Raw genomic sequence first — 12,575 nt, forward strand, 5'->3', positions numbered from 1 at the left:
CTCCGTCCCGTGCGCTACTTCGCGCCCAGGCTGCCCAGGTAGGGCCACAACTGCCAGGTCATCAGGCCGATGACACCCACGATCATGACCAGCGCGTACCAGTACAGGTAGCCGGTCTGGAAGTACCGCGTGACCGCCGCGAGGCCGCCGACCGCACGCGCCGAACCGTCGATCACGATGTTGTCGATCAGGCCCACGTCACCGCCCTTCCACAGCCCGCGGCCGATGCCACGCGCCGCCGGCGCGATGAGCTTCTCGTTGATCCAGTCCATGTAGTACTTGTTCTCGAGCACGCGCACGACCGGGCTGAAGATGCGCGCAAACGCCGCCGGGATCTCCGGCTTGAGCATGTAGAACACGTAGGCCGTCACCACGCCGGCCAGCGCCAGCCAGAACGGCAAGGTGCTCAGGCCGTGGACGGCCATCGCCAGCGCGCCGTGGAAGCCCTGGGCCAGCTCCGCCATGGCGGGGTGCTTGTCGAGGTTGACGAAGATCGAATCGGAGAACAGCTCGCCGTAGAGCATCGGCTGGATGGTCAGGTAGCCGATCACCACCGACGGCACGGCCAGCAGCAGCAGCGGCGCCGTGACCACCCAGGGCGACTCGTGCGGCTCGTGGGCATGGCCGTGGCCTTCGCCATGGTCATCACCATGGTCGTCGTGGTGATCGTGCTCGCCCGGAAACGGCTTGTGGCGGAAGCGCTCCTTGCCGTGGAAGACAAGGAAGTACATGCGGAACGAATAGAACGCCGTGACGAACACGCCGGCGATCACCGCGAAGTAGGCGAAGCCCGCGCCCCACAGGTGCGAGGCATGCACCGCCTCGATGATGCTGTCCTTGCTGTAGAAGCCGGCGAACAGCGGCGTGCCGATCAGCGCCAGCGAGCCCAGCAGCGAGGTGATCCAGGTGATGGGCATGTACTTGCGCAGGCCACCCATGTTGCGGATGTCCTGGTCGTGGTGCATGCCGATGATCACCGAGCCGGCGGCGAGGAAGAGCAGCGCCTTGAAGAAGGCGTGCGTCATCAGGTGGAACACCGCCACCGAGTAGGCCGAAGCACCCAGCGCCACCGTCATGTAGCCGAGCTGCGACAGCGTCGAGTAGGCGACGACACGCTTGATGTCGTTCTGGATGATGCCCAGGAAGCCCATGAACAGCGCCGTGATCGCGCCGATCACCAGGATGAAGCTCAGCGCGGTGTCGGACAGCTCGAACAGCGGCGACATGCGCGCCACCATGAAGATGCCCGCCGTCACCATCGTCGCGGCGTGGATCAGCGCGGAGATCGGCGTCGGGCCTTCCATCGAGTCGGGCAGCCAAACGTGCAGCGGGAACTGCGCGCTCTTGCCCATCGCGCCGATGAACAGGCAGATGCAGGTCACGGTGATCAGCATCCAGCCGGTGCCGGGCAGCATCAGCTTGGCCATCTCGGGCCCGCGCGCGAAGGCTTCGCCGTAGTTCAGCGTGCCGGCGTAGGTGACGATCAGGCCGATGCCGAGGATGAAGCCGAAGTCGCCGACCCGGTTGACCAGGAAAGCCTTCATGTTGGCGAAGATCGCCGTCGGCTTGGTGTACCAGAAGCCGATCAGCAGATAGGACACCAGACCCACCGCCTCCCAGCCGAAGAACAGCTGCAGGAAGTTGTTGCTCATCACGAGCATCAACATCGAGAAGGTGAACAGCGAGATGTAGGAGAAGAAGCGCTGGTAGCCCGGATCCTCTTCCATGTAGCCGATGGTGTAGATGTGCACCATCAGCGACACGAAGGTCACCACGCACATCATCATCGCCGACAGGCCGTCGATCAGGAAGCCGACTTCCATCTTCAGGCCGCCGAGCACCATCCACTCGTAGACGGTGGCGTTGAAGCGGGCGCTGTCGACGGCGACCGACTTCAGCACCATCGCCGACAGGATGAACGACACCAGCACGCCGAGGATGGTGATGCTGTGCGCGCCGCGGCGGCCGACGGTCTTGCCGAACAGGCCGGCGACCACCGCGCCGACCAGCGGCGCCAGCGGGATGGCCAGCAGGAGGTTGGGGTTCAGAGATGCGGACATGGCGGCCTCAACCCTTCAGCGAGTCGAGCTCGTCGACGTTGATCGTGGAGCGGTTGCGGAACAGCACCACCAGGATCGCCAGGCCGATGGCCGACTCGGCCGCCGCGACGGTCAGGATGAAGAACACGAACACCTGCCCCGCCATGTCGCCCAGGTAGTACGAGAAGGCGACGAAGTTCAGGTTGACCGCCAGCAGCATCAGCTCGATGGCCATCAGCAGCACGATCAGGTTCTTGCGGTTCAGGAAGATGCCGATCACCGACAGCGCGAACAGGATCGCGCCAAGCGTGAGGTAGTGGCCCAGAGTCACCGAGCCGATCACCGGGCCGATCATTTGCTCTCTCCTGCTGCAGGCGCGGCCGGTGCCGGGACTTCCACCTCCGCCTTCATGCTGACCAGGCGGACGCGGTCCGCCTTCTTCGCCCGCACCTGCTCGGCCGGGTCGATGTACTTCGAGTCCTTGCGGCGACGCAGGGTCAGTGCGATGGCCGCAATGATCGCCACCAGCAGGATGACCGCGGCGATCTGCAGCGGGTACAGGTAGCGCGTATACATCTCGATGCCGAGCAGCTTGGTGTTGCCCATCTTCAGCGCCGCCGCATCGGCCACTGGCGCACTGCGCACATCGAAGCCGGGGATCAGCACCAGCGCCATCTCCAGCGCGATGACCACGCCAATCAGGCCGGCCAGCGGGAAGTGCTTCCAGAAGCCTTCGCGCAGCGAGTCGACGTTCATGTCGAGCATCATCACGACGAAGAGGAACAGCACCATCACCGCGCCGACGTAGACGAGCACCAGCGAGATGGCGAGGAACTCGGCGCGCAGCAGCATCCACACGCAGGCCGCGTTGAAGAAGGCGAGCACGAGGTAGAGCGCCGCGTAGACCGGGGTGCGCGCCGTGATCACGCGGAAGGCCGCGAACAGAAGCACGGCCGAGAAGACGTAGAAGAGCGCGGTTTGCATGTCCATGTTGTTCTTGCAGGCGCGTAGGCCGGCCGCCGGGGCGGTCAGCGGTACTTGGCGTCCGCCTCCTTGGTGGCCGCGATCTCGCGCTCGTAGCGGTCACCCACCGCGAGCAGCATGTCCTTGGTGAAGTACAGGTCGCCGCGCTTCTCGCCGTGGTACTCGAAGATGTGCGTCTCGACGATCGAGTCGACCGGGCAGCTCTCCTCGCAGAAACCGCAGAAGATGCACTTGGTCAGGTCGATGTCGTAGCGCGTGGTGCGGCGCGAGCCGTCGTCACGGACGTCGGACTCGATGGTGATCGCCATCGCCGGGCACACCGCCTCGCACAGCTTGCAGGCGATGCAGCGCTCCTCGCCGTTCTCGTAGCGGCGCAGCGCGTGCAGGCCGCGGAAGCGAGGGCTCAGCGGCGTCTTCTCTTCCGGGAACTGGATGGTGATCTTGCGCTGGAAGAAATGCCGCCCGGTGAGCTTGAAGCCCTTGAGCAGCTCCAGCAGGAAAAAGCTGGAGACGAAGTCCTTGAGGGTGGAGGCCGATGCCATGGCGCGGTCCTTACTTCCAGATGTTCCAGGGCGACTGGATCCACAGGCCGACCACGACCAGCCAGACCAGCGTCACCGGGATGAAGATCTTCCAGCCCAGGCGCATGATCTGGTCGTAGCGGTAGCGCGGGAAGCTCGCGCGCACCCAGAGGAACAGCGTGCAGATGCAGAAGACCTTGAGGCCGAGCCAGATCCAGCCGGGGATCCAGTTGAACAGCGCGCTGTCGATCGGCGGCAGCCAGCCGCCGAGGAACAGCAGCGAGGCCAGCGTCGAGATCAGGATGATGTTGGCGTACTCGGCGAGGAAGAACATCGCGAAGGACATGCCCGAGTACTCGACCATGTGGCCGGCGACGATCTCCGACTCGCCTTCCACCACGTCGAACGGGTGGCGGTTGGTCTCGGCGATGCCGGCGATCACGTAGACGACGAAGATCGGCAGCAGCGGCAACCAGTTCCAGGACAGGAAGTTCAGCGTCTTGTCGGCGAAGTAGCCCTTGTTCTGCCCCATCACGATCTCGGTCATGTTCAGCGAGCCCGAGACCATCAGCACGACCACCAGCGCGAAGCCCATCGCGATCTCGTACGAAACCATCTGCGCCGAGGCGCGCAGCGCGCCGAGGAAGGCGTACTTCGAGTTGGAGGCCCAGCCGGCGATGATCACGCCGTAGACCTCCATCGAGGTGATCGCCATCAGGAACAGCAGGCCGGCGTTGACGTTGGCCAGCGCGACCTCTGGGCCGAAGGGCACGACCGCCCAGGCGGCCAGCGCCGGCATGATGGTCATCACCGGGCCGAGCAGGAACAGCGGCTTGTTGGCCGCCGTCGGCAGGATGATCTCCTTGAAGATCAGCTTGACTGCATCGGCGATCGGCTGCAGCAGGCCCTTCGGGCCGACGCGGTTCGGGCCGGGGCGGATCTGGCTCCAGCCGATGGCCTTGCGCTCCCAGAGCGTCAGGTAGGCGACGCAGATCATCAGCGGCAGCACCAGCGCGACGATCTTGACGAGGGTCCAGACCACCGGCCAGACGGGGCCGAGGAAGGAACTGCCGTAGGTGGTGACGGTGTCGAGCATCGTTCGCCTCAGGCTTTCTCGACCGTGATGGCGCCGAACTGCGCACCAAGCGTGGCGGTATCAGAGTGGCCGGCCGGCACACGAACCGTGTCGGCGGCGAGCGTCGCATCAAGGCGCGCGCTCAGCACGGCGCTGGCAGCGCCCTGCGTGATCCGAATCCGATCGCCGGCAGCCAGGCCGAGCTGCGACCACAGCGCCGCCGGCAGGCTGGCCTGCGGCGTGCGCGCGTCGGCGGTGGCCTGCAGAGCGGGCGCGCGGCGGACCAGCGAGTCGGCACAGTAGATCGGCACGTCAGCGATGCGCTGCAGGCCGGCGGGCGCTGAAGCAGACGTCAGCGCAGCATTCGAGCCGTTGTCCAGGCGCGCAGCGATCGCGGCGACATCACCCAGCGCTTGCGCACGTACCTCTTCGGAGGTCTCGAAGTCGAAGCCGGCGACACCCATCATGTTGCCGAGCACACGCAGCACCTTCCACGCCGGCCGCGCCTCGCCAGCAGGCTTGACGACACCGTGGAAGCTCTGCACGCGACCTTCGGCGTTGACGAAGGTGCCGGAGGTCTCGGTAAACGGGGCGATCGGCAGCAGCACGTCGGCCACGTCGAGCGCGGCCGACTTGAAGGCGCTGAGGGCGACGACCATTTCGGCACCCTGCAGCGCGGCCTTGGCGGCGCTCGGGTCGGCGGCGTCGAACGTCGGCTCGACATCGAGCAGCAGAGCCGCCTTGAGCTGGGCACTGCCGAGCATCTGGCCAGCGTCGAGGCCGCCCGCGCCCGGCTGGGCACCGACGAGCTGCGCACCGACGCTGTTGGCGGCTTCGGTGAGGTAGCCGACCGAGGCGCCGGTCTGCGCTGCGATCCAGTTCGCCAGTGCGAGCAGCGCACCGGCCTGCGGGTGCTGGGCCGCAGCGTTGCCGAGCAGCACGGCCTTGCGCTCGCCGGAGAGCAGCGAGTCGGCGATGGCCTTCGCCTCGGTCGAGGCGTTGCCAGCCATCGGCGCGTTGATGCCCTTGGTGGATGCCACGGCCGCGGCGATGTCTGCCAGCGACTGCAGCCACGCCGAGGGCGCAGCGACCAGCTGCGTGCCCATGGGCATCAGCCAGTCATCGGCCAGCGCGTGCAGGCTGTGCACCTGCGCGCCCTTGCGGGCGGCGTGGCGCAGGCGCGCCGCGAACAGCGGATGATCCTTGCGCAGGAACGAGCCCACCACCAGCACACGCTGCAGGTTCGACAGCGCCGCGATGGGCAGGCCCAGCCAGCGTGCCTTGGCCGTAGGCGCCACGTTGGCGAAGTCGGCGTGGCGGCTGCGGTGGTCGATGTTCTCGCTGCCCAGGCCACGCACCAGCTTCGCGAGCAGGTGCAGTTCCTCGATGGTGGCATGGGCCGAACCCAGCGCACCGATCGCGGCCGGGCCGTGGTCAACCTTGATCTGCGTGAGGCCACGCGCCACGTACTCCAGCGCGGTGGTCCAGTCGACCGCCTTCCACTGCCCGCCCTGCTTGAGCATCGGCGTGGTCAGGCGCTCGTCGCTGTTGACGGCCTCGTAGGAGAAGCGGTCGCGGTCGGCGATCCAGCACTCGTTGACGTCCTCGTTCTCAAGCGGGACGACACGCATCACCTTGCCGTTCTTCACCTGCACGATCAGGTTCGCGCCGGTGCTGTCGTGCGGGCTGACGCTCTTGCGGCGCGACAGCTCCCAGGTGCGGGCGCTGTAGCGGAACGGCTTGCTGGTCAGCGCACCGACCGGGCACAGGTCGATCATGTTGCCCGACAGTTCGGAGTCGACCGTCCCGCCGAGCACGGTGGTGATCTCGGAATGCTCGCCGCGGTGGATCATGCCGAGCTCCATCACCCCGGCCACTTCCTGGCCGAAGCGCACGCAGCGCGTGCAGTGGATGCAGCGGCTCATCTCTTCCATCGAGATCAGCGGGCCGACGTTCTTGTGGAAGACGACGCGCTTTTCTTCCTGGTAGCGCGACGAGGAGCCACCGTAGCCGACGGCCAGGTCCTGCAACTGGCATTCGCCGCCCTGGTCGCAGATCGGGCAGTCCAGCGGGTGGTTGATGAGCAGGAACTCCATCACCGACTGCTGGGCCTTGATCGCCTTGTCGCTCTTGGTGCGGACGATCATGCCCTGCGTGACGGGCGTGGCGCAGGCCGGCATCGGCTTGGGCGCCTTCTCCACGTCGACCAGGCACATGCGGCAGTTGGCCGCGATCGAGAGCTTCTTGTGGTAGCAGAAGTGCGGGATGTAGGTGCCGGCCTTCTCGGCGGCGTGCATGATCACGCTGCCTTCGAGCACCTCCACCTTCTTGCCGTCGAGTTCGATTTCGATCATGTTGATGGCTCGGTCGCTCAGGCGATCTCGGCGACCTTGCGGGTCTTGTGCTCGATGAGGTGGACGAACTCATCGCGGAAGTGCTTGATCATCGCGCGCACCGGCATCGCGGCGGCATCGCCGAGTGCGCAGATGGTGCGGCCCTGGATGTTGTCGGCCACCGAGTTCAGCAGTTCGATGTCTTCCTTGCGGCCCTGGCCGTGCGCGATGCGCTCGATCACGCGGTACATCCAGCCAGTTCCCTCGCGGCACGGCGTGCACTGGCCGCAGCTCTCGTGCATGTAGAAGTACGACAAGCGCAGCAGCGAGTTGACCATGCAGCGCGAGTCGTCCATCACGATGACAGCGCCCGAGCCCAGCATCGAGCCGGCCTTGGCGATGCTGTCGTAATCCATCGTGCACTCCATCATGATGGAGGCCGGCAGCACCGGCGCCGACGAACCGCCGGGAATCACCGCCTTCAGCGTGCGTCCCTTGCGCACGCCGCCGGCGAGTTCGAGCAGCTTGGCGAACGGCGTCCCCATCGGGATCTCGTAGTTGCCGGGGCGCTCGACGTCGCCCGACACCGAGTAGATCTTGGTGCCGCCGTTGTTCGGCTTGCCGACCTCGAGGTAGGCCTGGCCGCCGTTGCGGATGATCCAGGGCACGGCGCCGAAGGTCTCGGTGTTGTTGATCGTCGTCGGCTTGCCGTACAGGCCGAAGCTGGCCGGGAACGGCGGCTTGAAGCGCGGCTGGCCCTTCTTGCCTTCGAGCGACTCGAGCAGCGCAGTCTCTTCGCCGCAGATGTAGGCGCCGAAGCCGTGCGAGGCATGCAGCTGGAAGTTGAAGCCCGAACCCATGATGGCGTCGCCGAGGTAGCCGGCCGAACGGGCTTGCTCCAGCGCCGCCTCGAAGCGCTCGTAGACCTCGAAGATCTCGCCGTGGATGTAGTTGTAGCCGGTCGAGATGCCCATCGCATACGCCGCGATCGCCATGCCTTCGATGACGATGTGCGGGTTGAACATCAGGATGTCGCGGTCCTTGCAGGTGCCCGGCTCGCCTTCGTCGGAATTGCAGACGAGGTACTTCGGGCCCGGGAAGGCGCGCGGCATGAAGCTCCACTTCAGACCGGTCGGGAAGCCCGCGCCGCCGCGGCCGCGCAGGCCGGAGAGCTTGACCTCGGCGATGACCTGCTCGGGCGTCATGCCGGGGCCGCCGTCCTGGCCGAGGATCTTGCGCAGCGCCTGGTAGCCACCGCGCGCCTCGTAGTCCTTCAGCGACCAGTTGCTGCCGTTCAGGTCAGCATAGATCTGCGCGCCGAGGTGGCGGCCGTGGAAGCAGGTCTCGGTGCCGTTGGCTTGGAACTTGGACAGATCGAGCATGGTCGTCATGCCTTCTTCAGCGTGTCGATCAACTCGTCGAGCCGGGCGGTGCTCATGAAGCTGCACATCTGCCGGTCGTTGACCAGCAGCACCGGCGCATCGGCGCAGGCGCCGAGGCACTCGCTCTCCTGCACAGTGAACAGGCCGTCGGCCGTCGTGCCGCCCTTCTCCACGCCGAGCTTGCCGCAGACGTGGTCCAGCGCCGTCTGGCCGTCGCGCAGCTGGCACGGCAGGTTGGTGCAGACGTTCAGCTTGAACTTGCCGACCGGCTGCTGGTTGTACATGTTGTAGAAGGTCGTGACCTCGTGCACCGCAATCGGCGGCATGCCGAGGTAGGCGGCGATCGCCTTCTCGCTCTCGGCCGACACGAAGCCCTGCTCCTGCTGCACGATCGCCAGGCAGGCCATCACGGCGGACTGCTTCTGGTCCGCGGGGTACTTGGCCACTTCCTTCGCGAAGCGCGCCAGCGTGGTATCGGAGAAGCTCATCGATCGATCTCGCCAAACACGATGTCCATGGTGCCGATGATCGCGACGGCGTCGGCGATCATGTGGCCGCGCGACAGCTCGTCGAGCGCAGCCAGGTGCGCGAAGCCGGGCGGGCGGATCTTCAGCCGGTAGGGCTTGTTGGCGCCGTCGCTGACCAGGTAGATGCCGAACTCGCCCTTCGGGTGTTCCACCGCCGCGTAGGCCTCGCCCTCGGGCACGTGGAAGCCTTCGGTGAAGAGCTTGAAGTGGTGGATCAGCTCCTCCATGCTCGACTTCATCTCGACCCGCGACGGCGGCGCCACCTTGTGGTTGTCGGTGATCACCGGGCCCGGGTTCGCCTTCAGCCAGTCGACGCACTGCTTGATGATGCGATTGCTCTGGCGCATCTCCTCGACGCGCACGAGGTAGCGGTCGTAGGTGTCGCCGTTGACGCCGACCGGGATGTCGAAGTCGAGCTTGCCGTAGACGTCGTAGGGCTGGTTCTTGCGCAGGTCCCACTCCACGCCCGAGCCGCGCAGCATCGGGCCGGTGAAGCCGAGGTTCAGCGCCCGCTGCGGCGAGACCACGCCGATGCCCACGGTGCGCTGCTTCCAGATCCGGTTGTCGGTCAGCAGCGTCTCGTACTCGTCGACGTAGGTCGGGAAGCGTTGCGTGAAGTCGTCGATGAAGTCGAGCAGCGAACCTTGCCGGTTGTCGTTCAGCCGCGTGATCGCCTTGGCGTTGCGGATCTTCGATGCCTTGTACTGCGGCATCGTGTCGGGCAGGTCGCGGTAGACGCCGCCAGGGCGGAAGTAGGCCGCGTGCATGCGCGCGCCGGAGGCCGCCTCGTACATGTCGAACAGGTCTTCGCGCTCGCGGAAGCAGTAGATGAAGATGTTCATCGCACCGCAGTCGAGGCCGTGCGCGCCCAGCCACATCAGGTGGTTCAGCAGCCGCGTGATCTCGCTGTACATCACGCGGATGTACTGCGCGCGCTCGGGCACCGCGATGCCCATCAGCTTCTCGATCGCCAGGCAGTACGCATGCTCGTTGCACATCATCGACACGTAGTCGAGACGGTCCATGTACGGCAGCGACTGGATGAAGGTCTTGCTCTCGGCGAGCTTCTCGGTGGCGCGGTGCAGCAGGCCGATGTGCGGGTCGGCACGCTGGATGACCTCGCCGTCGAGCTCGAGCACGAGGCGCAGCACGCCGTGCGCGGCCGGGTGCTGCGGGCCGAAGTTCAGGGTGTAGTTCTTGATCTCGGCCATCTCAATGCAGTCCGCCGTAGTTGTCTTCGCGGATGATGCGCGGCGTGATCTCGCGCGGCTCGATGGTCACCGGCTGGTAGATCACGCGCTTCTGCTCGGGGTCGTAGCGCATCTCGACGTGGCCAGTGGTCGGGAAATCCTTGCGGAACGGGTGCCCGATGAAGCCGTAGTCGGTGAGGATGCGGCGCAGGTCGAGGTGGCCGTCGAAGATGATGCCGTACAGGTCGAAGGCTTCGCGCTCGAACCAGTTGGCCGAACTCCAGACCTCGGTCAGCGACTTGACCACCGGAACGTCGTCGTCGGGCGCAAACACCTTCAGGCGCACGCGCCAGTTCTTCGTCACCGACAACAGATGCGAGACGACGCAGAAGCGCGGACCTTCCCAGGGCTGGTCCTTCCAGTTCGCGTAGTCGACGCCACACAGGTCGATCAGTTGCTCGAACTTCAGTTCAGGATGGTCGCGCAGCGTGCGCGCCGCCTCCGGGTAGTCGATCGCGCTGACCGTGACGGTGATCTCGCCGCGGTCGCGCACCAGCTTGTGCAGCCGGGCACCGAGCGCGGATTCCAGGGCCGCCTGGAGCGTGTCAAGCTTGCTCATCGTCTTGTTGCTGTTATCGAGCGATGGTGTTCTCGCGGCGGATCTTGGCCTGCAACTGCAGCACGCCATAGAGCAGCGCTTCGGCAGTGGGCGGGCAGCCGGGCACGTAGACGTCGACCGGCACGATGCGGTCGCAGCCGCGCACCACCGAGTAGCTGTAGTGGTAGTAGCCGCCGCCGTTGGCGCAGGATCCCATCGAGAGCACCCAGCGCGGCTCGGCCATCTGGTCGTAGACCTTGCGCAGCGCCGGCGCCATCTTGTTGCACAGCGTGCCGGCGACGATCATCAGGTCGCTCTGCCGCGGGCTGGGGCGGAACAGCATGCCGAAGCGGTCGATGTCGTAGCGCGCCGCACCGGCGTGCATCATCTCCACCGCGCAGCAGGCCAGGCCGAAGGTCATCGGCCACAGCGAGCCGGTCTTGGACCAGTTGATGACCGCGTCGAGGCTCGTGGTGACGAAGCCCTCTTTCAGTACGCCTTCGATGCCCATGTCGGTGCTCTCAGCTCATTCCCAGTCGAGGGCGCCCTTTTTCCACTCGTAGGCGAAGCCGACGACGAGGATGCCCAGGAAGATCATCATGGCCCAGAAGCCTGACGCGCCGATTTCATTCAGCGACACGGCCCACGGGAAGAGGAACGCGATCTCGAGATCGAACAGGATGAAGAGGATTGCGACGAGGTAGTAGCGCACGTCGAACTTCATGCGTGCGTCCTCGAAGGCCTCGAATCCGCATTCGTACGGAGAGTTCTTCGCGGTGTCGGGCCGGCGCGGCCCGAGCAGGAAGCCGAGAACCTGGGGAGCGACCCCGACCCCCACGCCGACCAGGATGAACAGGATGACGGGGAGGTAGGGTTCCAGATTCATGAGAGGCAGATGTCTGGTGCCGACGGCGAGACTCGAACTCGCACAGCTTTCGCCACTACCCCCTCAAGATAGCGTGTCTACCAATTTCACCACGTCGGCCGCGTACTAGCGGTGTACTCACGGTTGTCTCGGTTTGCATGAGGAATGGCTCCCCGGACAGCCGCGCATTCTAACCTCAATCCCCGCGTAAACCCACCCTCGCGCTGCACTGCAACAGCGCGATTTGCGCTGGCGCATGAAGCGCCATGCGCCTCGCGCGACAGATCACTTGGCGGGAACGGCGCCAGCGCCCGACGAGGCGGTCGGCGCGGGAGCGGGCACGGCGGCTGCGGGGGCGCTTGCCGAGCCCGGCACCAGCGCGGCACCGGTGCTCGGCACGCTGGCCGCAGGTGCCGCAGCACCTTCGAGCACGCTGCTGCCACCTGCGGGACGCGATGCACGATCATTGGCGAAGAAGGCCAACGTCAGCGTGCAGGCGAAGAAGACGGCGGCACACACCGCCGTCGAGCGAGACAGGAAGTTCGCGCTGCCGGTCGCGCCGAACAGGCTGCCCGAGGCACCGCTGCCGAAGGACGCACCCATGTCGGCGCCCTTGCCGTGCTGGATGAGCACGAGGCCGATCATCACGAGGGCCGAGATGATCTGGACGGCCACGAGCAGGTTGTGCAGAAGGTTCATTTTGTGGGGAACTCCGAAAATTCAGGCACCGCGGACACTCAGGTCCCGGCGCGACAGATGGCGACGAAGTCGCTCGCCTTCAACGAGGCTCCGCCGATCAGGCCGCCGTCGATGTCGGCCTGCGCGAACAGCGTCGCCGCGTTGTCGGCCTTGACGCTGCCGCCGTAGAGGATCTTCATCTCGCCGGCCTTGGCGCTGGCCGCTTCGAGCTGCATGCGCAGCAGCGCATGCACCGCCTGCGCCTGCTCCGGCGTGGCGGTCTTGCCGGTGCCGATGGCCCACACCGGCTCGTAGGCCACGACGACCTGCGAGATGCAGTGGCCGAGTGTGTGGATCACCGCCGACATCTGGCGCTTGACCAC

14 protein-coding genes and 1 tRNA gene are annotated in these 12,575 nt (G+C 65.9%); all 15 read right to left on the reverse strand.

All coding sequences use genetic code 11. From position 1 onward, the window contains the following. Positions 1 to 14: 14 nt before the first annotated feature. Entirely contained in the window at positions 15 to 2,060 is a 2,046-nt protein-coding gene (gene nuoL, locus AAG801_RS08720; RefSeq protein ID WP_341888056.1) for an NADH-quinone oxidoreductase subunit L, read from the reverse strand. A gap of 7 nt (positions 2,061 to 2,067) precedes the next feature. Further along, positions 2,068 to 2,394 carry an NADH-quinone oxidoreductase subunit NuoK gene (nuoK, locus tag AAG801_RS08725; protein WP_341888057.1) on the reverse strand — a complete coding sequence of 109 codons (327 nt, stop codon included), beginning with the start codon at positions 2,392 to 2,394 and terminating at the stop codon, positions 2,068 to 2,070. Further along, entirely contained in the window at positions 2,391 to 3,029 is a 639-nt protein-coding gene (locus AAG801_RS08730) for an NADH-quinone oxidoreductase subunit J (RefSeq protein ID WP_341888058.1), read from the reverse strand. Before AAG801_RS08730 ends, nuoK begins: the two co-directional genes overlap by 4 nt. Positions 3,030 to 3,067: 38 nt before the next feature. Continuing rightward, positions 3,068 to 3,565, reverse strand: a complete 498-nt coding sequence (gene nuoI, locus AAG801_RS08735; RefSeq protein WP_341888059.1) for an NADH-quinone oxidoreductase subunit NuoI — start codon at positions 3,563 to 3,565, stop codon at positions 3,068 to 3,070. Positions 3,566 to 3,575: 10 nt separating this feature from the next. Further along, complete coding sequence (gene nuoH / locus AAG801_RS08740; protein ID WP_341888060.1) at positions 3,576 to 4,640, reverse strand: NADH-quinone oxidoreductase subunit NuoH; 1,065 nt, start codon at positions 4,638 to 4,640, stop codon at positions 3,576 to 3,578. Between the two features lie 8 nt (positions 4,641 to 4,648). Then, complete coding sequence (gene nuoG / locus AAG801_RS08745) at positions 4,649 to 6,973, reverse strand: NADH-quinone oxidoreductase subunit NuoG (protein WP_341888061.1); 2,325 nt, start codon at positions 6,971 to 6,973, stop codon at positions 4,649 to 4,651. 17 nt (positions 6,974 to 6,990) lie between these two features. Continuing rightward, positions 6,991 to 8,334, reverse strand: coding sequence for an NADH-quinone oxidoreductase subunit NuoF (nuoF, locus tag AAG801_RS08750; RefSeq protein WP_341888069.1), 1,344 nt, complete (start codon positions 8,332 to 8,334; stop codon positions 6,991 to 6,993). A gap of 5 nt (positions 8,335 to 8,339) precedes the next feature. After that, on the reverse strand, positions 8,340 to 8,822 hold the full coding sequence (nuoE, locus tag AAG801_RS08755) for an NADH-quinone oxidoreductase subunit NuoE (protein ID WP_341888062.1): 483 nt from the start codon (positions 8,820 to 8,822) through the stop codon (positions 8,340 to 8,342). Next, on the reverse strand, positions 8,819 to 10,072 hold the full coding sequence (locus tag AAG801_RS08760) for an NADH-quinone oxidoreductase subunit D (protein ID WP_341888063.1): 1,254 nt from the start codon (positions 10,070 to 10,072) through the stop codon (positions 8,819 to 8,821). Before AAG801_RS08760 ends, nuoE begins: the two co-directional genes overlap by 4 nt. Before the next feature lies 1 nt (position 10,073). Next, the gene (locus tag AAG801_RS08765; RefSeq protein WP_341888064.1) at positions 10,074 to 10,670 is read right to left on the reverse strand and encodes an NADH-quinone oxidoreductase subunit C; all 597 of its coding nucleotides are present in this window, start codon (positions 10,668 to 10,670) and stop codon (positions 10,074 to 10,076) included. Between the two features lie 13 nt (positions 10,671 to 10,683). Next, the gene (locus AAG801_RS08770; protein WP_293430864.1) at positions 10,684 to 11,160 is read right to left on the reverse strand and encodes an NADH-quinone oxidoreductase subunit B; all 477 of its coding nucleotides are present in this window, start codon (positions 11,158 to 11,160) and stop codon (positions 10,684 to 10,686) included. A 15-nt stretch (positions 11,161 to 11,175) separates the two neighbouring features. Next, positions 11,176 to 11,535 carry an NADH-quinone oxidoreductase subunit A gene (locus AAG801_RS08775; RefSeq protein ID WP_341888065.1) on the reverse strand — a complete coding sequence of 120 codons (360 nt, stop codon included), beginning with the start codon at positions 11,533 to 11,535 and terminating at the stop codon, positions 11,176 to 11,178. Between the two features lie 14 nt (positions 11,536 to 11,549). Next, a tRNA-Leu gene (locus AAG801_RS08780) sits at positions 11,550 to 11,634 on the reverse strand. A gap of 165 nt (positions 11,635 to 11,799) precedes the next feature. Then, a complete protein-coding gene (gene secG, locus AAG801_RS08785) occupies positions 11,800 to 12,213 on the reverse strand; it encodes a preprotein translocase subunit SecG (protein WP_341888066.1) in 414 nt (137 codons plus the stop codon). A 38-nt stretch (positions 12,214 to 12,251) separates the two neighbouring features. Next, positions 12,252 to 12,575 (reverse strand): triose-phosphate isomerase (locus AAG801_RS08790; protein WP_341888067.1); only part of this gene is annotated, 324 nt, incomplete at its 5' end.

It is taken from the genome of Variovorax sp. YR752, from assembly GCF_943372545.1.